This window comes from Dehalococcoidia bacterium (genome assembly GCA_035574915.1).
In the GTDB taxonomy this organism is placed as follows: Bacteria; Chloroflexota; Dehalococcoidia; order DSTF01; family WHTK01; genus DATLYJ01.
This window is the reverse complement of the sequence record DATLYJ010000091.1, coordinates 1-21,570: the sequence shown is the minus strand read 5'-3', so window position 1 is coordinate 21,570 and position 21,570 is coordinate 1. Positions and strand designations below refer to the sequence as shown.

General features: G+C 68.7%; 22 protein-coding genes. 9 read left to right on the top strand and 13 right to left on the bottom strand.

Annotated features, from left to right (window positions below; genetic code table 11):
* Positions 1–29 precede the first annotated feature (29 nt).
* On the top strand, positions 30–1,205 hold the full coding sequence (locus tag VNN10_08810; GenBank protein HXH22117.1) for a GNAT family N-acetyltransferase: 1,176 nt from the start codon (positions 30–32) through the stop codon (positions 1,203–1,205).
* Here the strand turns inward: VNN10_08810 and VNN10_08805 are convergent.
* From VNN10_08805 to VNN10_08795, 3 genes are read right to left on the bottom strand one after another with little or no spacing between them, the layout of a single operon-like run.
* Entirely contained in the window at positions 1,202–2,050 is an 849-nt protein-coding gene (locus VNN10_08805) for a UbiA family prenyltransferase (GenBank protein ID HXH22116.1), read from the bottom strand. The genes VNN10_08810 and VNN10_08805 overlap by 4 nt on opposite strands.
* A gap of 15 nt (positions 2,051–2,065) precedes the next feature.
* Positions 2,066–2,806 carry a hypothetical protein gene (locus tag VNN10_08800; GenBank protein HXH22115.1) on the bottom strand — a complete coding sequence of 247 codons (741 nt, stop codon included), beginning with the start codon at positions 2,804–2,806 and terminating at the stop codon, positions 2,066–2,068.
* A 41-nt stretch (positions 2,807–2,847) separates the two neighbouring features.
* Complete coding sequence (locus VNN10_08795; protein HXH22114.1) at positions 2,848–3,471, bottom strand: RDD family protein; 624 nt, start codon at positions 3,469–3,471, stop codon at positions 2,848–2,850.
* 60 nt (positions 3,472–3,531) lie between these two features.
* Here VNN10_08795 and VNN10_08790 point away from each other — a divergent pair, with 60 nt between their 5' ends.
* Complete coding sequence (locus VNN10_08790; protein HXH22113.1) at positions 3,532–4,782, top strand: hypothetical protein; 1,251 nt, start codon at positions 3,532–3,534, stop codon at positions 4,780–4,782.
* 6 nt (positions 4,783–4,788) lie between these two features.
* Here VNN10_08790 and VNN10_08785 read toward each other — a convergent pair whose 3' ends face one another.
* Positions 4,789–7,836 (bottom strand): transglycosylase domain-containing protein, encoded by a 3,048-nt coding sequence (locus VNN10_08785; GenBank protein ID HXH22112.1) that lies wholly within the window; start codon positions 7,834–7,836, stop codon positions 4,789–4,791.
* Between the two features lie 3 nt (positions 7,837–7,839).
* Positions 7,840–8,655: a class I SAM-dependent methyltransferase gene (locus tag VNN10_08780; GenBank protein ID HXH22111.1), complete on the bottom strand. Its 816-nt coding sequence runs from the start codon at positions 8,653–8,655 to the stop codon at positions 7,840–7,842.
* A gap of 121 nt (positions 8,656–8,776) precedes the next feature.
* On the opposite strand from VNN10_08780, the gene gatC reads away from it, so the two are divergent.
* Positions 8,777–9,067 carry an Asp-tRNA(Asn)/Glu-tRNA(Gln) amidotransferase subunit GatC gene (gatC, locus tag VNN10_08775; GenBank protein HXH22110.1) on the top strand — a complete coding sequence of 97 codons (291 nt, stop codon included), beginning with the start codon at positions 8,777–8,779 and terminating at the stop codon, positions 9,065–9,067.
* Positions 9,068–9,071: 4 nt separating this feature from the next.
* Positions 9,072–10,544: an Asp-tRNA(Asn)/Glu-tRNA(Gln) amidotransferase subunit GatA gene (gene gatA / locus VNN10_08770; protein ID HXH22109.1), complete on the top strand. Its 1,473-nt coding sequence runs from the start codon at positions 9,072–9,074 to the stop codon at positions 10,542–10,544.
* Positions 10,545–10,631: 87 nt separating this feature from the next.
* Here gatA and VNN10_08765 read toward each other — a convergent pair whose 3' ends face one another.
* Both VNN10_08765 and VNN10_08760 read right to left on the bottom strand, forming a co-directional pair.
* Entirely contained in the window at positions 10,632–11,501 is an 870-nt protein-coding gene (locus tag VNN10_08765; GenBank protein ID HXH22108.1) for a hypothetical protein, read from the bottom strand.
* A 241-nt stretch (positions 11,502–11,742) separates the two neighbouring features.
* Positions 11,743–12,546, bottom strand: coding sequence for a hypothetical protein (locus VNN10_08760; protein HXH22107.1), 804 nt, complete (start codon positions 12,544–12,546; stop codon positions 11,743–11,745).
* A 233-nt stretch (positions 12,547–12,779) separates the two neighbouring features.
* On the opposite strand from VNN10_08760, the gene VNN10_08755 reads away from it, so the two are divergent.
* Both VNN10_08755 and VNN10_08750 read left to right on the top strand, forming a co-directional pair.
* On the top strand, positions 12,780–13,979 hold the full coding sequence (locus tag VNN10_08755) for an aminotransferase class I/II-fold pyridoxal phosphate-dependent enzyme (protein HXH22106.1): 1,200 nt from the start codon (positions 12,780–12,782) through the stop codon (positions 13,977–13,979).
* A gap of 14 nt (positions 13,980–13,993) precedes the next feature.
* On the top strand, positions 13,994–14,707 hold the full coding sequence (locus VNN10_08750; protein HXH22105.1) for an alpha/beta hydrolase: 714 nt from the start codon (positions 13,994–13,996) through the stop codon (positions 14,705–14,707).
* A 58-nt stretch (positions 14,708–14,765) separates the two neighbouring features.
* Here VNN10_08750 and VNN10_08745 read toward each other — a convergent pair whose 3' ends face one another.
* The 4 genes from VNN10_08745 to VNN10_08730 form a co-directional block, all read right to left on the bottom strand.
* Positions 14,766–15,383 carry an SH3 domain-containing protein gene (locus tag VNN10_08745; GenBank protein ID HXH22104.1) on the bottom strand — a complete coding sequence of 206 codons (618 nt, stop codon included), beginning with the start codon at positions 15,381–15,383 and terminating at the stop codon, positions 14,766–14,768.
* Positions 15,384–15,623: 240 nt separating this feature from the next.
* Positions 15,624–15,953 (bottom strand): hypothetical protein, encoded by a 330-nt coding sequence (locus tag VNN10_08740; GenBank protein HXH22103.1) that lies wholly within the window; start codon positions 15,951–15,953, stop codon positions 15,624–15,626.
* Positions 15,953–16,855: an SPFH domain-containing protein gene (locus VNN10_08735; GenBank protein HXH22102.1), complete on the bottom strand. Its 903-nt coding sequence runs from the start codon at positions 16,853–16,855 to the stop codon at positions 15,953–15,955. Before VNN10_08735 ends, VNN10_08740 begins: the two co-directional genes overlap by 1 nt.
* Positions 16,856–17,030: 175 nt before the next feature.
* Positions 17,031–17,297, bottom strand: coding sequence for a cupredoxin domain-containing protein (locus tag VNN10_08730; GenBank protein ID HXH22101.1), 267 nt, complete (start codon positions 17,295–17,297; stop codon positions 17,031–17,033).
* A 634-nt stretch (positions 17,298–17,931) separates the two neighbouring features.
* On the opposite strand from VNN10_08730, the gene VNN10_08725 reads away from it, so the two are divergent.
* Positions 17,932–19,365, top strand: a complete 1,434-nt coding sequence (locus VNN10_08725) for an MFS transporter (GenBank protein HXH22100.1) — start codon at positions 17,932–17,934, stop codon at positions 19,363–19,365.
* A 37-nt stretch (positions 19,366–19,402) separates the two neighbouring features.
* On the top strand, positions 19,403–19,852 hold the full coding sequence (locus VNN10_08720; protein HXH22099.1) for a metal-dependent hydrolase: 450 nt from the start codon (positions 19,403–19,405) through the stop codon (positions 19,850–19,852).
* On the opposite strand, the gene VNN10_08715 is transcribed toward VNN10_08720, so the two are convergent.
* Complete coding sequence (locus VNN10_08715) at positions 19,810–20,406, bottom strand: hypothetical protein (GenBank protein HXH22098.1); 597 nt, start codon at positions 20,404–20,406, stop codon at positions 19,810–19,812. The two genes, VNN10_08720 and VNN10_08715, sit on opposite strands and share 43 nt — an antisense overlap.
* 97 nt (positions 20,407–20,503) lie before the next feature.
* Here VNN10_08715 and rsmG point away from each other — a divergent pair, with 97 nt between their 5' ends.
* On the top strand, positions 20,504–21,229 hold the full coding sequence (gene rsmG / locus VNN10_08710) for a 16S rRNA (guanine(527)-N(7))-methyltransferase RsmG (GenBank protein ID HXH22097.1): 726 nt from the start codon (positions 20,504–20,506) through the stop codon (positions 21,227–21,229).
* Positions 21,230–21,292: 63 nt separating this feature from the next.
* On the opposite strand, the gene VNN10_08705 is transcribed toward rsmG, so the two are convergent.
* Positions 21,293–21,570: hypothetical protein (locus VNN10_08705; protein HXH22096.1), on the bottom strand; the 278-nt coding region annotated here is incomplete at its 5' end.

Genomic DNA, 21,570 nt, shown 5'->3' with positions numbered 1-21,570 from the left:
AGACTGCTGGCCCGTGAGTCCCACCTGACATGCCCACCGATATCCGCGTGCTGACCGAGGATGACGTCGAGCGCTGGACCGCTGTCGAGCGGACCGCGTTCATGAGTCCGCACGACGACTCCGCCCGCTACATCGCGATGATGAAGCCGGAGTGGACGCTCGGCGCCTTCGAGGACGGCGTCCTCCAGGCCTTCGTGATCTCCGCCCCTATGGCCCTCGGCCTCGAGGGCGCGCGGCTGCGCATGGGCGGCGTCTCCAGCGTGGCCTCGATGCCCGAGGCCAGGCGTCGGGGCCTGATCGCCGCGTTGCTCCGTGAGACGCTGCGCCGCTCGCGTGAGATCGGCGATGTCCTGAGCGGCTTGTGGACGCCCCACCCCGCGCTCTATCGGCGCTACGGCTGGGAGATCTGCACCGATAGCATCAACCTGCGCTTCAACCCCAAGCACATCGAGTTGCCCCAGGGCCCGAAGCCGCCGGGGCGAGTCGAGCGACTGGGCGCCGACGACTGGAGGTTCGTCGAAGGGAGCTACAGGGAGTGGGCGGCACGCCGGAACAGCGTCCTCCTTCGAGACGAGTGGCGTTGGCGCATGATCTTCCTCTTCCCGGGCCGCGAGACCTTCATCTATCGCGGTCCGGATGGTCGCGTGGAGGGCCATGCCCTCCTCCGCACAACAGGCTCCGGTGACGACCGCGTCCTGGAAGTCGGGGAGCTCATCGCCAATACGGCGCCGGCCTACCGCGCGCTGCTGGAGCTCCTGCTGAGCTTCGACCTCGTCAAGACCGTGACCTGGTGGGTCGGCGCCGACGAGCCGGTCCTGGAAGCGGTCGCGAACCCGGAACAAATCAAAGGCGAGCGCCATTACGGCCTCTTTGTGCGCCTCGTCGACCTGGCGGAGGCGTTCAGCCAAAGACCCGCCTACGCGGACGGCCGCGTCGTGGTCAGGGTCGTGGACGAGGCATGCCCCTGGAACGATGGGGTCTGGGAGATCGTCTCCGCCGGCGCGCACTTCGCCGTCGAGCGCTGTAGCGAGGAACCGATGCTCACGGTTGACGCCCGCGGCCTGGCGCAGCTCTACAACGGCTACCGCAGCGCAACCAACCTGGCGCGCGCAGGGCGGATCGAAGCCCACCACCCGCGCGCCTTGGCCGTGGCGGACATCCTCCTTGCCATGCGCACACCGCCGTTCTGCCTGGACGAGTTCTAGACCGCCGCCAGCCACGCCGAGGCGAGCAAGACCGCGGCTACGCCGATGAGCCGGAATGCGAGCGACGCGTTCCGCCGGGCCACGCTCCTGTAGGCCGTCGCGGCGGCCGACACGAAAACGGCATATCCGGCCAGCGCTGGTAGAAGTATTCGCCAGGCGTACTCCAGCCAGAGGGCCGTGAGGGCAGTCGAGGCCGGCGGTAGTGCCAGACAGCCGAACAGGAGGGCTATGGCCCTGCGCCGCCCCAGCCGCGCAACCAGGCCGCCCTGGCCGGAAGAGGCGTCCTCCGCGAGGTCCGGCAGCGTGTTGGCGATGTGCGCTGCCAGGGCGAGCGGAGCCCCGACGACGTACAGCCACCAGAGTTCGCCGCGGAACTGGTCCAGCGCGGCCCATACGTAGGCCGGCAGCAGCGCAAAGGCGAGGACGTAAGCCGCCCAGCTGAATGGCGTGCGCTTGAGGGCGAGGTTGTAGCCAAGTCCGCACGCAGTCCCGGCCAGCAAGAGGCCCAGGACATCAGGGCCCAGCGCCGCGCCCACGGCCACAGCCGATGCGAGCGCCGCGGCCGTGAGCGGCGGCAGCACCCGGGCGGGCACCAGCCCCGCCGGCACGGGCTTCTCCGGCCGGTGGGCACGGTCGTACTCACGGTCGAGGTAATCGTTGCTCCAGCCGATGGCGAGCTGCGAGAGAAGCATGGCGAGCGTGGCCAGCGCGAGGCGGTAGGCGTCGGCCGGGCCGGACGCGATGCCCACAAGAGCCGTGAGCGCCAGGACAATCGCGACCGGAAAGGGATGGGACGCCTGCGCGAGGCCTAGCAGGAGTGCGGCCGCACGAGGCGCTCCGGCCACCAAGGCGCGGGCTCCTCAGGCAGGCTCGTCGGCAGCACGCGGCCAGCGCTCATATCGCCGCTCCCGCTGGGCCGTCCAGACCGCGACCTGGCCGGCGAGGCCGACGAGGCCTGTCGCGAATCCGGCGCGAAGGCCCATCCAGGCCCAGTCCCTCCCGATGCGCGCCAGCTCGATGTCTGCGGGCGCCATCGCCGCGCCGGCGAGGGCCTGCATGAGCGCCCAGATCGCGCCGAAGGCCAGCACGCACAGCACGCCTGCGCCCAGAGCGCCGCGCGCTACCACGGCAAAGCCACCGGGCGCGGCAAACAGGGTGAGGAGGCCGATAGCCAGACTGGCGACGCCGGCGGCGGCCGTCGCCACTAGCCAGAAGTCGTTCCGGTCTTGCTTCAAAGTGGTGATCGTCCAGCGGACGGGACTCGTGATGGAGATGTCGCCCGCGACGACGCCCTCATCGTCGACAAAGGCGGCCCGGCCGTCGCGCCACAGACTCTGGCCGGCGGCGGACATGATGGCGTCCCGGATCGCCTCAGGGTCGCCGGAGGCGGCGACCGAGGTCGGGATGGAAAGCCGCAGTGGTAACCCCTCGACCGCGACCTGAGGCCTGGTGCGGTCGCGGGCCGCTTCCGCCAGGTCGTCGCTGTGGCGCGGCGCCCACCGATCCAGCTCTACCATGGCGCTGGCCAGGCGGCCGAGGAGCACGGGACCGGCGCGTGCCCCGCTCGCCTGGGCGAGCGTGAGAAAGAAGATCGTAACCACCAGGCAAAAGGCGAAGAGCGCTCCCAGTGCTCTGCGGCGCCTCACTCGACCCGCACCACCTTCGTGCCGGCCACCCGGTCGTGGAGGGCCCGGCGCCCGCCTCCTGGCGTCGCAGCCAGGAGCGCTACCACCGGCGCGGCAAGGCAGAGGACCGCTACCGCCAGGCTGCCGAGGACGAGCACGTTGTTCTCGGTAATGCTCAAGGCGACGAAGGCCAGGAGCGCCCAGAAGACCGCCAGCCAGGGGTGGAACACCAGCGGGTTGAGCGCCAGCAGATACAGCAAGAGCCTGGGCAGTCCCGCCTCGCCGCCGTCCTCGCGCGCTACCCGCACGCCGATGATGTACTGGCCTGCCGTCTGGCCACGGCGCGCGAGGAGGAGCAGGTTGAACGAGGCCCAGGCCGGCACCGTAAGCAGCGACGCGTAGACGAAGCCCCAGCGCGCCGAGTCCGGCGTATCGATCCGTCCCCAGTCGCTCTCGATGAGCATGAACAGCGCTCCCGCGGCCACGAAGGCGACCGAAATGATCGCGAGGAGGACGGAGTCTATGAGGTAGGCGAGGGAGCGGGCGCCGAGCACTCCTTGCCCGGAGTCCGCGGGGGATGCGCCGGCTGCGTCGCGGCGGCCCTTCCGGGGAAGGGCGGATTCGGCCACTTGTCCGGCCATCGTGGTTCCGATTATACAGGGGCCTTTCGCCCGCCTGGGCCAGGCCTGTACGGTGGAGTCATGGCTGACGACAGCGGTGCCGCCCGGACCGCCAGACGCGGCCGGGCAGCTAGCGTGGTGACCTTGCTTGCGATCATAGCCGGCGCCGTCGGCGCCGCCGCGGCGGTCGAGGACGCGTTCAGCCTCAGGCCCGGCCCGAACGAGTTCGACGTCCCAGCCTGGGAGGTGCGGAACTTCCCCAACAAGTGGCTCTACGAGTTCGGCGCGATCTTTCGCGGCCGGCCCACCGTGGCCGAGGAGGACGAGGCCCTGCGCTCGTTCCTGACGGCCGTGGAGAGGGCTGAGAGGCCAGGCCGTGAGGCCGGCGCTGCCGCTGCAGAGGCCCTGCGCGAGCGCAATCGCCTCGAGAACCAGGCGGAGGCGGCGATCGAGCGGCGGATCACGGAGGTCCTGAAGCAAGAGGGCATCAGGCGCGGCCTCTGGGTCCTGCCCGACACGGTTTGGCCGCCCGTCGACATGGAGTTCACCTCGCCCCCGAGGACGCTCGCCGTTTCACCACGCGACCGCATCGAGCTTATAGACAGCCAACTGCTCCGCGCCGGCCTCGACATCGACGAGGTCGAGCGCATCGAAAAGGAGAGGGAAGGACGAGGGGGCGTCTCCGCGCTGTCCTTCCCCGTGTCTGGCGTCGGCGCATACCCGACTGTGGTCGCTTACACTTCGAGCTATCGCCAGGCGGTCGAGGTCGCGGCGCACGAGTGGGTGCACAACTACCTCGTTTTCCGCCCTCTGGGCATCCGCTACTACCACAGCAACGATCTGCGCGCGATCAACGAGACAGTGGCGGACCTCGTCGGTCGCGAGGTGGCCGAGGCCGTTGTCCGCCGCTGGCCGCTGACGGAAGCGCCGGCGAACGGCACGGGCGAAGTGACACCGCGGCGAGGTGGCTCATCGGTCGACCTGCGCGCCGAGCTCGTCAAGCTGCGGGGCGAGGTCGATACGCTGCTCGCGGCCGGCAGGATCGACGAGGCCGAGGCGCTGATGGAAGAGCGCCGTCAGTACCTGGCGGCGAACGGCCATTACATCCGCCGCATTAACCAGGCCTATTTCGCCTTCATCAACCTTTACGCGGGGGAGGCTGGCAGCCCGGGGGCGACGAACCCCATCGGCCCCAAGGTGGACCAGTTGCGCCGCCTCAGCCCCTCGCTCGCGGCCTTCCTCAGGGTGGCCGGAGACATCGAGAGCGTGACGGACCTGGACCGCGCCCTGGCCGCGCTCGCGGGCGCCTCCAGCCTGGCGGAAGCGCCGTGAGCCTCCTTACGGCCGCGGCGCTGGGCTCGTCGCGACAGGCGTCGGAGTTGGCGCGCCGACGCTCACGGTAACTGACGCCACCACCTGGCGGCCGCTACGGTCGACCACGACCAGGCGCAGGGTATAGATGCCGGGCGCAAGGCCCTGCGTGTTCCAGGTGCCGAGCGGCCCGGAAGCCACCTGGTTCGTGCTCTGCGTGATCTGTTGCCAGCCTGTGGGCGTCACTCCGGCGCCGTACTCGAGCGTATAGGCGAGGAAGTTGGTGGTGGAGGCGCGCCCCGTGATCGTAACCTGGCCCGTCACAGTCTGGCCCGGCACGGGTGAGAAGATCGCCGCCGGCAGGTCGGGCGTCGTCCCGCCGCCCGCAGACGCCGGGCTGAAATCAGTCGGCGCGAGCGGGATACCCAGTGTGTCTGCCCACTCCTGCCATTGCTTCCGGTCCTCTTCGGTCTGCATTAGCTCGCGGGGGATCGCGAGCATCACCTGCTCCTGGACGAACTGCGGCGGCGTCGAAGGCGTCGCGAGAAGGCCAGTACGGCCGTCGATCCTCACGCGCTGCCACCAGGTGTCGTCCTCTTTCGGTAGGCTGTCCTTGGCGAAGATGTCCCGCGTCGTCCGTCCGCAGAGGGGGGTCGGCCTCTTGCCGGATGGCACGCACACGGTCTCCTCGACCACACCCTCCGGGCGCTCGAAGGGCGTACTCGGCCGGCCGGCGTACCAGGCCTGCAGGGTGTCGCGCATCGCCCGGAATGCTATCGAGGTGCTGAAAATGTTCGGCCGGATCGGGGTGTTGTCCGAGTTGCCGGCCCACACGCCGACCACGATGTCCGGCGTGTAGCCGAAAGTCCAGGTCTCGCCGATCATGCCGGCGAAGGGCCCCTTGGGGTCGAAGGGCTCGCTGGTCCCTGTTTTCACAGCCACCTGGCGGCCCGGCACCGTGATGCCGCCGCACCCGAAGGTTATGCACTGAGCCGAGGGGTCAGAGAGGATGTTCGAGATCAGGTAGGTGAACTCCGGCTTGACCACGCGCTCTTCGCCGCGGCGCTGCGATACGTCGAATCGGACGCGCTTCTGCGCGTCTTCGACCTTCAGGATGGCGATGGGGTCGAGCTTGCGCTCGCCGGCGCCGTGGCCCGGAGGGAACGGCGTCATCCCGCGCATCATTCCGCCGTTCGCGAAGACGGAGTAGCCGAAGACCATCTCTTCCAGTGTGATGTCGACGCCTCCCGTAGCGATCGCGGGCCCGTAAGTCCCGGCAGAGCAGCCGTCGTTCTGTCTGCTCCGGAACGACTTTACGAAGCCCATCTTTCGCGCCTGGGTGACGATCTTCTCCGGGCCAACGGCAGCAGCCGCCTTGTTGGCCGGGATGTTCAGGGAGTTTCCGAGCGCGTTGCGAATGGTGATCGGCCCCTGGAAGTTCTTTCCAGGGTTTGTGGGCACGAACTCGGTCCCGTCCACCTGCTTGTAAGTCACCGGCGTGTCGAGGATTAGCGTGCCCGGACCCCAGCCTAGCTCGAGGAACGTCGTGAGGTAGGCGAACGGCTTGAACGATGAGCCGGGAGAGTTGCAGGCAGTAACGTTGTTGTTCTTGCCCTGGATATCCTCGCGGAAGTAGTCCCGGCTGCCGACCATCGCCAGGACCTCGCCCGTCCTGGGATCGAGGACCATGGTGGCGCCATTGTGGGTGCCCGATGTCCGCTCGAACTCGAGAATCCAGCGCTCGAGGATGTTGTTGGCCTCGTGCTGCAGGTCGAGGTCCAGGGTGGTCGTGACGATGAGGCCATCGCGGAACAGGGCGTCGCGGCCGAAGAGCCTCTCCAGTTGTGGCTGCACGTACTGGAGCACGAAGTGCGGCGCCTCGATGGGAAAACGCTTGACTGCGATCTCGACTGGCTCCGCCTTCGCGGCGATGAGCTGCTCCTCCGTCAGCTCGAAGTACTTGTCGTGGCCTATGCGGATCCGGCCCTGGCGGTGCATCAGGTCCAGTATCTGGTCGCGGCGGCGGCGCGCGCCCTCCGGGTTGTTGACGGGGTCGTAGGCCGCGGGAGACTGGGGGATACCGGCGAGCAACGCCGCCTCCGAGAGCGTCAACTCGCTGGCCGGCTTGCCGAAGTAACCGAGGCTCGCCGCCTGCACGCCGTTGTACACGCCGCCGTAGCTGATCTGATTGACGTACCACTCGAGGATCTGCTCCTTCGAATAGCGGTTCGTCAGCTCGATCGCGTAGACGATCTCCTTGAGCTTGCGTTCGACCGAGCGCGTCTGGCGCTGCTCGAGGATCTCCTTCTCCAGGCGGTCGCGCTCCTTCTGCTTCGCGAGCAATCGGCTGACCAGGTCGAGGTGGGTAGCCAGCGCCGGCGTAGGCCGCTCACGCTGCCTCAACTGCAGGTCCGCGAGCAGCGCCTCCGTCTCCGCGGCGTTGTCAAAGGGGCGGACGACGCCGGTCTGTGTCTGGATGCGCGTGATCTCGGTCTTGAGGTCGGAGATTTCGCGGTCGGCGCGGGTGGCCTGCGAGACCGTCTCCTGGCCGATGTATACGTTCTTCACGAGCTGCTGCGTGATCGAGCTCCCGCCCGACCCGGAGAAGAGGTTCGCCGTGCCGGAGAAGGGGCTGTTCTCCCATGCTGCGCGCGCGAGGCCGCGGATGTTGATGCCCGGGTTCGTGAAGAAGCTGTCGTCCTCGGTCGCGATGGTCGCGGCCAGGAATGCATCCGAGATGTCGGCGAGCTTGATGGGGCGCCTCAGTCCGGAGCGGTCGTCCACGTACTCGTAGAGCAGCTTGCCGTTCCGGTCCAGGATCTTGGCGCCAAAAGAAGGCTGGTTGATCGCCAACTCGTCCGGGGCTACGAGGGCGTCCGCGATGTCCTGGTAGTAGGCGTAGGCCGCTACTATCGCGATCAGGCCGGCGATGAAGCCGAGGATGCCGACCATGAGCAAGGCGCCGAGCCACCGGTTCAGGCCCTTGGAAGCTCGCCCGTGGACGCTCCGCCTCGCCCTGCGACGCGCGGCGCGCGCACCATTACCGTTCCTGCCGTTGCGACCTTGCGTTGCCATGGTCTAAGCGGGGACCGCCGCTAGCTTCTCCAGCACCAGGAAGTGCGACAGGCCGAACCAGCGCAGCCAGGTGCTCTCCAGGCGATAGGTTGTGCCGCGGGCGATTGAACCGAGGGCCTTGTTCCGGGCCATGATGTTGTCGAAGCCGGGGTAGACCACGGTCCACTCCGCCCAGCGCGCGGGCAAGCCGCGCGTCAGGGCCTCGAGTCCCGCGCGCGTGTACGCCCGCGCGTGCGGGACTACGCGGCGGCGCAGGGTGTCCGGCAGGTAGTTCACAAGAGGGATGTTACCGAAGACATACTTCTTGCCCACGTAGATGCCATGCGTCTCGAAGGGATAGAAGCGGTTGGGCGCGAAGATCACCACCTTGCCGCCTTCCCTGGTTACGCGCAGCGACTCCCGCAACGTCTCCCGGTCATCGCGGACGTGCTCGATCACCTCATTGAGCAGGACGCCGTCGAAGACGCCGTCCGCGAAGGGGAGCGACTCGCTCACAGCGAGGGCGAGGCCGCGCACGCCCGCCTCCGAGCCACGCTTGAGGCGGGCAAGGTCAATGTCGATGCCGTAGGCTCGGTCCGTGAAGTCCGTGAACCGGCGGACGTATGCCCCCAGGCCACACCCGATATCGAGGACGCGGGCGCCCTCCAGAGGCAGATGGCGGCGGATCATCTCCAGCCGCCGCTCCTGGCCGAAGCGCCACACATAACTGGGTTGCCCTAATGAGACCTGGTCGAGGCCTGCCGGGGGCTCAGCCGGGCACGGCTCCGTGCCTGCCTGGCCGCCGGCACCGTCCTGCCCGCCGCGAAGGGTGTCCCTCAAGCCACCTCCTCACCCGCCGCAAGCCATCGTATCAGCCGCCCGCGGGCGATGCCACCGGGTTAGACCCTGCAGCAGCCGCGCCCTATGCTTCCTGTAGGGAGAGTGTCGAAAGGAGGCAGCAGTGCCCCTCAGCCGCGAAGAGGTGCTCCACGTCGCGAAGCTGGCCCGCGTGGGCCTTACGGAGGACGATGTCGCGAAGTTCCAGCACCAGCTCTCGGATATCCTCGACCACTTCGAGGTCCTGAAGCTTATCCCGACCGACGACGTCCCTCCGACCATGCACACGCTGCCCCTCGAAGGTGTCGTGGCCGAGGACGAGCCGGAGCCCTCGTTGGACCGGCGCCTGGTGCTCGCCAACGCCCCGTCGGAACAGGACGGCTACCTCCGGGTGCGTGCCGTGCTCGAAGAGTGACCGCGTGAGCGAACTTCACTACCTGACAATCAGCGAAGCCCGCGACCTTCTCGACCGGCGGGAGATCAGCTCAGCCGAACTGACGCGCGCCGTGCTCGAACGCATAGAGGCAGTGGACCCTAGCATCCGGGCTTACGTCACGGTGACTTCCGACCTCGCCCTCGACCAGGCGCGCGCCGCCGACGAGCGGATAGCTCGCGGCCAGGCGGACGCACTGACCGGCGTGCCGGTCTGCGTCAAGGATGTGATCGTGACCAACGGCGTGCGCACGACGTGCTCTTCGCGCATGCTCGAGAACTTCGTGCCGCCCTACGACGCCTCCGTCATCGAGCGCCTCAAGGCCGCGGGCGCCGTGATGGTCGGGAAGTCGAACATGGACGAGTTCGCCATGGGCTCATCTACGGAAAACTCGGCCTTCTTCCCGACCCACAATCCTTGGGACCTCGAGCGCGTCCCGGGCGGCTCCTCCGGCGGCTCGGCCGCGGCGACCGCTGCGGGCGAGTGCCTCTTCGCCCTTGGCTCCGACACGGGCGGCTCCATCCGTCAGCCCGCCGCTCTCTGCGGCGTGGTTGGCGTCAAGCCCACCTACGGGCGCGTAAGCCGCTACGGCCTCGTGGCCTTCGCCAGCTCGCTCGACCAGATCGGTCCCTTCACTCGCACCGTCCGCGACGCCGCACTGGTGCTGAATGCCATCTGCGGACACGATCGTCGCGACTCGACCTCAGCGCCCCTCGATGTCCCGGACTTCACGAGGTCTCTGACAGGCGACCTCAAGGGACTGCGCGTCGGCGTCCCGAAGGAGTACCTGCCGGACAACCTCGACGCTGGCGTCCGCAAGGCCTTCCTCGCCGCCATCGACGAGGTCGAACGCCTGGGCGCTGAGGTCGACTTCGAGGTCTCGCTGCCCAGCACTGACGCGGCCCTGGCGGTCTACTACGTCATCGCCCCGAGCGAGGCTTCCGCTAACCTCGCCCGCTACGACGGCGTCAAGTACGGGTACTCCTACCAGGGCGGGGCCTCCATGTGGGAAAACATGGAGCGCACGCGCCAGTACGGCTTCGGGGATGAGGTGAAACGCCGCATCATGCTCGGCACGTACGCCCTCTCCGCGGGCTACTACGATGCCTACTACCTGAAGGCGCAGAAGGTCCGGACCCTCATCCGGCGCGAGTTCGACGCCGCCTTCGCGAGGTACGATGTCCTCCTCACCCCCGTCTCTCCGACCCCGGCCTTCAAGATCGGTGAGAAGGTGGACGACCCCTTCGCGATGTACCTGAGCGACATCTTCACGCTGCCCGTCAACATCGCTGGCCTGCCGGGAATGTCGGTCCCTGCAGGCTTCGTTGAGATCGATGGTAAGCCCCTCCCTGTCGGCCTGCAGGTGCTGGCGAAGCCCTTCGACGAGGCAACCATGCTCCGCGTCGCGCACGCCTACGAGCAGGCCACTTCCTGGTCGACGAGACGCCCGCCAGTCTGAACGCTCCATCCCAGCGCGAGATCTGCGGCCCGCCCCTCCTCACGGGAGGGGCGGGCCTGAATGACACCGGCGCCGGAGTAGGCCGGTCTAGTCCCGGATGATGAGGCGAGACGAGGCGAGGGCGCCGCCAAGCAGCACGAGTGCGAGGCCGGCAACGAGGACACCGCTGCCCGGCTCGCTGGAGCCGCCGGAGCCCGTGCCCGGGAGGCGGGTAGCGCCGGCGACACCCTGAACTCCTGTGACGCCTTCCTGCGGGGCCTGAGTCACGCCCTGTACCTCCTGCTGAAGCTCGCCGCCCCCGCCCTGCAGACCGCCGGCGCCGGTCACCGGCGTGCTGGTCGGCTGGACGATGACGCCGCCTGTAACCGGGGTGAGAGTAACCGTTGGCGCAGTTGTGCCTGCCGCCGTCGGCGGGACGCTCGTGGCCGTGGCGGTCGGCTCCTGCCCCGGGGCCGTGGGTGTCGCCGTCGGCGGGACGGTGGTCTGAGTCGCCGTCGGCGGCACGGCCGTGGCAGTCGGTGTCGTTATGCCCTGCCCGGGAGGCGTAGACGTCGCCGTAGGCGAGGTGGCGACGCTGGCGTCAACGTCGATGTGGCTCAACCCCTGGCAGTTCGGTCCACTACCGACGCGCGTCACGGTTACGGAGGTCATGCCCGCGTTGAAGTCGACGACGTAGCAGCCGTCGTTGTAGTCGCCAGAGATCAGGGGACTGTGTCCCCCACCGAACATGTTCTCGCCGGACTTGATGCAGACGCCGGCGATAACCGTGCCGGCCGGCGCGCTGAAGCTGATGGAGTCGCTGCTGCCCTCGACGCTAAGGTGCTCGGCGCTGGAGCAAGCACCATGGTCACTACCCAGGGCCGGTGCTGCCGGCGAAGCGGCGTAGTAGGCAAGCATCGCCAGCCCGGCCAAGAGTGCGGCCAGGCCCGCAAACGAGACAAACCGGTTCTTCGTCAAGATTTCCTCCTTGGCTTTCCTGATCTCACTCTTGCCTATCACGGCTGACAGACCCGCCTAGCCAGGCGGGGAATATCTGGAGCATTCATCACGAAGCCGGCGCATCCCCCGCACGGGAATGCGGGCGCAATAGGAAGCAGCCTGCCGGCGATGGCCCTGAACTACGGCCGGCCGCTTGAAGAAACCGGCCCGTCTCCAGATCGGAGGCGGGCCGGGGAGGCTCTATTCGGTTGTGGCGGCGTTAGCCGCGGGCGGTGAAGCGCGAGGCCGCGAGGGCTCCGCCCATCAGGACAAGCGCTACGCCCGCGACCAGCAGACAGTCGACGCCGCCGGGCTCGCCTCCATCGCCGGCGCTGGGCAGGCCGGTTGCGCGGGCCGCGCCGAGGACGCCCTCACGGCTGGCGCCGAGGACTTGCTCCTGGAGGCCAGCAGCGCCCTGGACGCCCTCGCCCGGCTGCTCCACCGGCGCGACGGCCAGGTCAGCGCCGCCCTGCACTCCGCCGGCCGCGCCGGGACCAGCGCCGGCCTCGATGCCCAGAGCGCCGTTGACGACGGTCTCGGTTGGCGTCGGCGTATTCGTCGCCGCGCCGGTGGTGGCGGTCGCCGTCGGCGTGTTGGTCGCCGCGCCGGTGGTGGCGGTGGCCGTCGGCGTGTTGGTCGCGCCGGCGGTGGTTGCCGTCGGCGTATTCGTGGCCGCACTTGAGGTGGCGGTCGCTGTGGGCGTGTTGGTGGCCGCAGCCGTAGTCGGCGTGCTGGTCACGGTGCTGGTGCCCGTCACGGCGGTCTGGGGGATCCCTGTCGCCGTCGGGCACGGGCCGAGCGCGTCACCGTGGTCCATGTGAGCAGGCAGGGCATTGTCGTCGACTTCGATTTCGTGCGAGGAGCCGTTGCCTTCGCGATGACAGACCACGACCTTGTCCGCGGACCGGGCCAGGGGTGTACCGTTCGCCGGCGCCGCCCACGATTGCGCCGCGAGCGCCAGGCCGACTGCCATGGTGAGTACGCCGCCGAGGGTCAAGAGGCGTTCCTTCTTTGGTGGGTCCATGCAGCACCTCGCTGGGTCCAGATTTCGCGCGTTGTCGCGCGTTCAAGGTCTGATTCTTGGCTGCAGGCGCTCACAAAATCGCCCCGCGGCGGCACTTGCGAGGGTGGCGGATGTGTTGCAGTCGCGTCCCTCAGTCGCGGGCGCGGCCGCTTACGCCGGCCCGCTCAGCCGGGGCGGCGAGTCAACAGCGGTTGAAACTGGCCCAGAGGGCGGGCTTAACATATACTCGGCCCATGGTTTCGACTGGGAAGCCAGTGACTCGCCGGGGCGCTGTCTCGCAGCGCCTCGACCTTATTTCGTCCTCCGGCATCCGCCGCTTCTTCGAGCTGATCGCGACGACCGATGGCGTGATCTCGCTAGGAGTGGGCGAGCCGGACTTCGAGACACCGAACGGTATCCGCCAGGCCGCTATCAGGTCGATCGAAGACGGGATAACGGCGTACACCTCGAATTACGGGCTCCCCGAGCTGCGCCAGCTGGTATCGCGTCAGCTGGAGCGGCTCTATGGTGTCTGCTATAACCCCGCGAACGAGATCATCCTCACCACCGGCGTCAGCGAGGCCCTGAACCTGGCGGCCCACGCCATCCTGGACCCCGGCGACGAAGTCCTTTCGGCAGACCCGGCCTACGTCGCCTATATGCCGGCGGTCGTGCTCGCCGGCGGCGTTTTCGTCCCCGTGCCCACCACGCCGGAGAACGGCTTCAGGCTCGATGTTTCCAGCCTGGAGGAGCGCCTGACGCCTCAGACCAAGGCGGTGCTCCTGGGCTATCCAGCCAATCCCACGGGCGCGGTGATGGACCGCCCCGCCCTGGAGGCGGTCGCCCAGTTCGCCGAGAGGAACGACCTTTTCGTCATCGCGGACGAGATCTACGACCGCCTGGTATACGGCGTCGACCACGTCTGCTTCGCCTCGCTACCGGGCATGAAGGAGCGCACGCTGCTCCTGGGCGGCTTCTCCAAGACCTACGCGATGACGGGCTTCCGTCTCGGCTACGTGTGCGCGCCTCCCGCGCTCACGGAAGCGATGATGAAGATCCACCAGTACGTGATGATGTCCGCACCCACGGCGGCCCAGTATGCGGCCCTGGAGGCGCTTCAAAACGGCGAAGAAGACGTGCAGGGCATGCTGGCGGAGTACGCCCGCCGGCGCAAGCTCGTTGTCCAGTCCTGCCGCGAGATGGGCCTGGCCCTCGTGGAGCCAAGGGGCGCCTTCTACGCCTTCCCCTCCATCGCCTCCACCGGCCTGAGCGACGACGATTTCGCCGAAAGGCTCCTGATCGAGGAGAAGGTGGCAGTGGTGCCCGGTTCCGCCTTCGGCGAAGCCGGCCGGGGCCACGTGCGCATCTGCTACGCCCAGAAGTACGAACTGCTGCAGGAAGCCATGAGACGCATGGCGCGTTTCGTCGCGAGGTACAGGGCGACGGTAAAGTAGAGCCGAGGAAGCGCATGCGCGACGCCGGCGGCGAGAAGGACCTCTCCGGGGACCTCACCCTCAACATCGAGGGCGTGCACGCGGACCGCGACCCGGACGGCAACTTCCAGATCATCCTGCGCACATCGCGCGGCGACATCTACTGCATGTTCACCCCCTGCGAGGGCCAGCCGGGCGTGGCCCTGATGGTCGGCGGCGCAATGGGCGGCTTCGACGGGCCTGCCGGCGGCGTCTACAAGGAGCTCGCGACGCGCCTCGTGGGCAAGGGGTTGAGCACTCTGCGTGTCAACTACCGCATCCCCGGGCAGTTCGAGGAATGCGTGCTCGATGTCCTGGGGGCGCTCTCGTTCCTGAAGGGCATTGGTGGCGGGGCCGTAGTGCTGGTCGGGCACAGCTTCGGTGGCGCCGTCGTCATAAAGGCCGGAGAGCTTTCGCCCGCCGTGACGGCTGTGGCCGCGCTCTCCAGCCAGCGCTTCGGCACGTCCACGGTCGAAAACCTGGCGCCGAGGCCGCTGCTGTTGGTGCACGGCACCGCCGACACTGTCCTCCCGCCTGAGGCAAGCGAGGACATCTATGAGCGGGCCAGGCAACCGAAACGCCTGACCCTCATCGAAGGCGCCGGCCACGGCCTGATGGAGGCGCGTGAGGACTTACTCGAGATGCTCGAGATGTTCATCGTCGCCATGGCCGGCTCTCACGACCCCGGCCGCAACCCCCGGAACAACTGAGGCCGGCGCGCCCATCCTCAACCGGCGTCCTGCACCACCTGCCGATGAGCCTCCACCTCTACTGGGCGGCGTCCGGATAGCGGAGGTAGTCGCCGGAGACCCAGCCGGCGCGCCCTTCGATCTGCCACCAGTTGATGTTGTCGAGCGCTACAGGGCCAGTTGCCAGCCGGAGCCGCGTCCCGTCCGCAAGGCAGTCGACGGCCCTCTGGTTGAGGCCGGGGCCCTCGCGGACATTAAGGCAGGGCTTTCCACCGGCAACTACGACGTCGACACCGGTGCGGAGCGGCCAGGGGATCCCGGGCACGGCCGCCGTGTCGGCGTTGAGGATGGTAGTGCTGGCCACGGCCCACTGGCCGCCGCGGTCTTCGAGGATCACCCACTGCGAGCCCTCCGAGAACGTCGGGCCGATTACGTAAGCGCGCAGGTTGCCGCGCTCGCCTCGAAAGGTGGCGCAGATCTTGTTCACATCCAGAGCAACGTCCGCCTTCGCGCACTCCGCTATGAAAGGCCGCTGGAGCGTCGTTTCGACATAGCGCTGAAGGGCCTGCTCCGCGGGCCCGAGCGACGGCTGCGTCGGCTCCGGCGTGGCGTCCGGCTTGTCTTCACCTCCCCCGCCGCAAGCAAGGAGGAGTGCGGACATCAGGGCAGAGAGCGCCAGGCACCGTACGCGGAACATCGTTACAAGAGATTAGCGCATTCGCCGGCCACATTTCGTGGCGCAAAAGCTGGCTTCCTGGAAGGGGCAAAACGCTCGTCCATGGAAGACGCGCCGGCCCTACAGGCGGGAACCCGGCGGCGCGTCCCTGACCTGCGAAAAACTTGAACTTTTTCGTGCCCCGGCGCTTCGAGAAGCACCTTGCGTTCCTGCGCGCGCCGCCGGCCGGCCACGGCGCCGGCAGAGACGATCTCGGAAGGACTAGTCCTCCTCGAGGTAGCCCTGCACAAGCCGACCAAGGGCAATCCCGTCGATCTCGCCCCTCAGCAGCCGGTAGAGCCGCAGTTCGGCGACAAGCGTCGCCAGGGTAGGTCCGGCTCCCTCCTCGTCCTCCTCCGCGTCGGCGGCCTTGATCGCCTGCGCGATGTCATACGCGACCCAGTCGAGCGGGTCGTCGAGAAACGTGATGTCGAGCTGGTCCTCGAGCAGTCCCTCGACGCCAAGGAGCTTCGAGGCCTCCTCGTTTCGCGCGAGGTCGATGAGGCGGGTAATGCGGGCCGAAACCGAGACGTCCGCCGGCCGGTCCACCACTATCGCCTGTCAGCCTCCGGCGGCGGGCTCGCAACCGAGGTGGAGCCGGCGCCGTCGCCGCCGGCCGCCGACGCCAGGTTGCGGGCAAAGCCCTGCACGAAGGAGGTCAGCTCCATGGGGACGATCCACTTGCTGGCGCTGCTCCCCGCAAGGGCCTTCATCATGTCGAGGTACTGCAGGATCATCGTCTTTTCGTCGATGTGGTTGGCGACCGAGAAGATGCGTTCGAGGGCCATGGAGAAGCCCTCGGCGTTGAGGATGGCGGCCTGTCGCGCGCCCTCCGCGTTCAGGATTGCCGACTGCTTTGCGCCCTCGGCGTTGAGGATGGCCGCGTCCTTGTTGCCGGTCGCAATCGTCACCGCGGCTTCGCGCGTGCCTTCAGCTTCCGTGACCACCGCGCGGCGGTTGCGCTCGGCCGACATCTGGCGGCTCATGGCCTCCTGGATGTCGCGCGGCGGCAGGATCTCGCGGATCTCCACGGCGTTGACCTTTACGCCCCAGCGGTCCGTCACCTCGTCCATGCGTGATTGCATGACGGAGTTGATCTGCTCCCGCTTCGCCAGCACGTCATCCAACATGAGGTCGCCGACGACGGCGCGGAGCGTAGTAATCGCCATGCCGCGCGCCGCCAGCCGGTAGCTCTGGACCTTCAGCACCGCCATCTCCGGGTCGACGACCCGCATGAAGACCAGCATGTCGACGGTCACTGGCGCGTTGTCCTTCGTAATGCAGGTCTGCGGCTCCACGTCGAAGACTTCTTCGCGCAGGTCGACGGTCGTGATGCTGTGTATGAATGGGATCACCCAGACCCAGCCTGGTCCGCGTGGTGCGCCGTCGTACTTCCCCAGAGTGAACCGCACGACGCGCTGGTACTCAGGGACGATCTTGAAAACGAGTGCCATGGCGGGCCTCCTGCCAATAGCCCAACAGGTCGAACGCGATTGTCAGGGCGGGCGCTCAGCCTGTCAACAGCGCGCCCTCGCTTCTGATCGGGCGGCGCCGCGGCGTGGAGATCAGTCCAACCCGCGCCTCTTCGGCGCCGGGCGCGCGCTGGCGGCGCACCCGTCCGCAGCGCCATCAGGGGTCGACGATGAAGTCTCCGACCATGGGATGGATGGTGCAGAAGAACTGGTAGCGGCCGGGCGCGGGCGCCGTGAAGGTCTGGCTGACCGTGCAGGGCCCGGTACACGTCTCTCCGTGCTCCAGGCCGGGCACGTTGAAGCTCAGGTTGTGCGGCACAGACGCGTCATCGTTCTGGAACACCGCTGTCACCTGTGTGCCGGCGCGGACGTGCAGGTGCGTGGTGTTGAACGCGAGGTTCGCGGCACGCACCTCGAATCGCACCGGAGGCGGTGGCCCGGATGGCGCTGGCGGCGGGGGCGGCGTAGTGGGTTGAGGCGGCTGCGTAGGCTGAACGGCCGGCGGCCGAGTCGGCGGCGGAGCGGTCGGCGGCGCCTCGGTAGGCGCCACGGTCGGCGACGGCTGTACCACCGCGGCGGGCTGCGTCGGCGCCACCGTCGCGGTCGGCGCCGCTAGCGTCGGGGGCGCGGTCGGGCTCGCGGCGCGGGGCGCGTCATCGCTACCACTACAGGCCGCCGAGAACGCTACCAGGGACAGGAGCGCCATGATCGGAAACTTTGACACTGAGCCTCCAAGACTGACTTACGCCGGCGGAGCAGGCTGCGGATTCCTTGCGCGACGTTCTGGCGCGCCGGGATACTCGACGAAGGCGGTAGCGGCTGTGACGATCACCAGCCGCCACGGAGGCCAGGGCGTCGACGGAGGCAGCCTCCGGCCTTGCTCCGGATGCTCTTCATGGCGGCGTCCGGGACACGCAGGCGGAGGGTGTCCCCGGCAGTCGCTACACGGTCGTGTGGGAGTGAAGGGCTACCATGCATAGTTGGCGCCGTAAGACGGCCGCGCGTGTCCTGCCCCGCGACGGTAGGCCCGGCGAAGGCGGCGCCCGGGGGACCAGGCCTTGAATCAGCCGCCTAGTGCCAGACCTCCGGGCACAGCCGCCGGGCTCAGCTATCCCCTGCTCCTGGCGACTGTCTCGCTGGGCACGATCATTGCGCCCCTGAACTCCACCATGATCGCTGTGGCCCTGCCGGACATCCGGGGCGACTTCGGCGCCGGCCACGCCGAGGTGACGTGGCTCGTATCCGCCTATCTCATCGCCATGGCCGTGGCCCAGCCGCTGGGCGGGCGGGTCGGAGACCAACTGGGGCGGGCGAAGGTCTTCCGCCTTGGCCTGATCGCTTTCCTGGCGTTTTCGCTCGCGGCGGCGGTCGCGCCGTCGTTCGAAATGCTGGTGGCATTACGTACGGCCCAGGCCCTCGTCGGGGCCGCGGTGTTGCCCAACGGGACGGCGATGCTGCGCGAGACAGTGCCCACCCAGCGTCTGGGAGAGGCCAGCGGCCTGACCGGCTCCGCCATCGGCCTCTCCGCCGCCGTCGGCCCCCTGCTGGGAGCGCTGCTCCTGGGGCTCGGGTCCTGGCGCGCGCTCTTTCTCGTGAACGTGCCGCTTGTCGGTGCGGCGTTGCTTTGCCTGGCGCTGCTCGGCTTCAGGGACCGCCCGTCGGCGGCTCGGGCCGACATCGATTGGCCGGGCGCCTTGTTCCTGGCCGGCGTCCTTGCTTCCATCACCCTCCTCCTGGGCGACCTCCGCGGCCAGACCGAGCCCGTCGTGCTCGCCGCCGAGGCCACGGCGTTGGTGGCCTTCGTGGCGCTGTTCGTCTACCGCCAGGCCTCGAGCGTGCTGCCACTGGCCGAGTGGCGCCTGTTTCGCCGCCCTTCCTACGCGGGCGCGACCAGCTACATCCTGCTCAGCAACCTCGTGATGTACACGACCCTCCTGTGCGTCCCGTTTTTCATAAAGGAGGTGCAAGGAGGGAGTGTTGGGACAGCCGGGCTGCTGGTGGGAACTCTTTCGGTCCTCATGAGCGCCCTGGCGCCGGTCAGCGGCCGGCTTTCGGACGCCCGGGGCCGGCGCCTGCCGGCGATGGCTGGCGGCCTGTGCCAGCTTGTCGCCGCAGGCATGCTCCTATCGGGCATCGCGGCCAACGTGTCGACAGCGTACCTGGCGGCGGCGCTTGCCGTCCTGGGCGTCGGCTCCGGCCTGGGCACGGGTGCTGCCAGCACGGCGGCCATCGAGGCGGCGCCCCGCGAGCTCGCGGGTGCGGCCTCGGGGACGATGTCGATGATGCGTTACTTCGGCAGCATCGTCGGAGCGGGCGTGCTCGGCGGCATCCTCAACGCCGGCGACGCGGCGCCTGGCGTCGGGGTCTTCCGCGCCCTGTTCGCGCTGCTCGCGGTCATGGCAAGCCTTGCTCTCCTCGCTTCGACCCTTATCCACACCTTCGTCCGGGAGACGCCAATCGTCCGGCCGGTGCCGGAGCCGGCCCGGGAGTAGCTTCTGCCCGGGCGGCCGCGCCTGCTAACGTGGGCTCGTGCTGTTCTTCGGCCACATAGCCGTCAGCGTCGCGCTCGCCGACGCGACGAACTCGGACACCGCCGCGGCGGTCGCTGGCAATCTCTTCCCTGATGTCGTCGACAAGTCGCTGGGTTGGGTCGCCCGGCTCACGCCTTCGCGCTGGGTCGCCCACGGCCTGCCCTGCCTGGTGGCGACTTGTGCTCTCCTGAAGCCAGTCCTGCCGGAGCGCGCCTGGCGAGGCTTCGCGCTCGGTTACGTCTCTCATCTCGCCGGGGACCTGTGGAACGGCGGCCGCCTGCCATTGCTCGCCCCGTTTCGTGGCCGGAGACGGAGGCGCCGCGGGGAGCACAGCCTGGCGTGGTTTTGGGCCAACCTTGGCCCTGAGGTGGTGGGGCTCGGCTTCCTCTGGCTGCGCGCCCGCCGTCAGCCAACCCTGCGCAGCATGTCCCGCACTTCCCGCGCCTGAGCGAGGAGGTCGCCTGCCGAGACAACCTCCAGGGCCTCCGTAAGCGCCTGCGGCGTGCTCGACACTACCTTCACTTCGCGGAAGAGGGCCAGCATGTCGTCGACCTCCTCCTCTTCGTCGTCCCCGCCCTCAGGCGAGGGCGCGACTTCGACCTCCGAGGCCTCTTCAGGGGAGGGCTGGCTGGCTTCGATGCCTTCCGCGGGCGCCGCCGCTGTCGAGACCACAGGGGAGACGGGCGCGATCTCCGGCTCCTGCACGGCCACGGCCGGCTGTGCGGCCGCCGGCGCCACCGCCGGCGCTGGCATGACGTGCGGTACCCGCACGGCGGGGGCCGCGTTCGTAGGCGCTGCTACCGGCTCCTCCGACGGCCAGGCGCCGAGCCTTTCGTCGCGCTCGACCGGGGTCGGCCCGTCCGCCCTCATGCTCGAGAGGCGGCCGACAAGCCAGCGGCGGCGCAACAAAGGCAGGATGCTGGGCGCCAGCCCCGCGAGCCCGATCAGGACCAGCAGGACGGCAAAGGCAAGTACGACGGTCTGAACGCTTATTCCAGGCATCCTGGGAAGTATCGGCGATGGACAGAGTGGCTTTAGGGACTTCACCTAGAGGCCAGCCCCTAAGCTCTATGCCGGACGAGCAGGCTAACATCAGGCAGTGAGCGAGGCCGGATTCGCCGAGGAAGCCCGCCGCCTGGGCGTCGCGCTGGACCAGTCGCAGGTGCAGGCCTTCCAGACATACCGCGACCTCATCGCCGAGGCCGCCACGCGCTTCAACCTCACCGCCGTCCGGGACCCGCGGGAGATCGAGTCGCGCCACTTCCTTGAGGCCCTGGCCCTGGGCCGCCTGCTGCTCGACCGCGGCGTGATGACCGACTCCTGTGAGGTCATCGACGTCGGCACCGGCGCCGGCTTCCCGGGGTTGCCCCTGAAGGTCGCCTGGCCCCGCATCAGCCTCGCCCTCGTGGAGGCGAACGGCAAGCGCTGCTCGTTCCTGCGCCAGGCCATCGCGCGCCTCGGCCTGGACGGCGTCCGTGTCCTGGAGGGCAGGGCGGAAGACTGGGGGCGCGAGCCCGAGCACCGCGATGCTTACGCCCTGGCCGTGGCGCGCGCGGTGGCGCCGCTGCCGGTGCTGCTCGAGTACACGCTGCCCTTCCTGCGCCCTGGGGGCTGGCTGGCGGCCCAGAAAGGAAGCGCTGCCCCCCGCGAGCTGGAGGAGGCGGCCGCGGCGCTCCGCGAGCTGCGCGCCGAGGTCGCCGAAGTGCTGCCATTCTCGCCGCCCGGCGGGCGGCTGCAGTCGCTGGTCCTGGTGCGTAAGCTGGGCCCGACGCCGGAGCGATATCCGCGGCGGCCGGGGGTGCCGGCGCGGCGGCCCATCGTGTAGCTGCTCAGTGATTCTGTCCGCATAATGGGACCTAACTGCTCAGTGATTTTGTCCATCGAGTCCTTAACGACTGAGTGATTCCGTCCGGCCGTTGGATAGGTAGCCGGGACGCCAGCGACGCCAGGGGTCGGAGCCGGCGCCGGTAGCTTTCTTGGGCTGGGGCTGGGTTGGTAGGGGCAGGGGGTTCCGCTCGGGCCGTTCGGGCCGGCGGTCTCGGGCCTTCACGCGGGCGTCGAGCTTGGTAGCCCTGCCGCGCACAAGCCACTGACCCCGGTACCAGACGCCGAGGCTGCCGTCGAGGAACTCGTGCACCCACACGTGGGCGGCGAAGTAAGACCGCC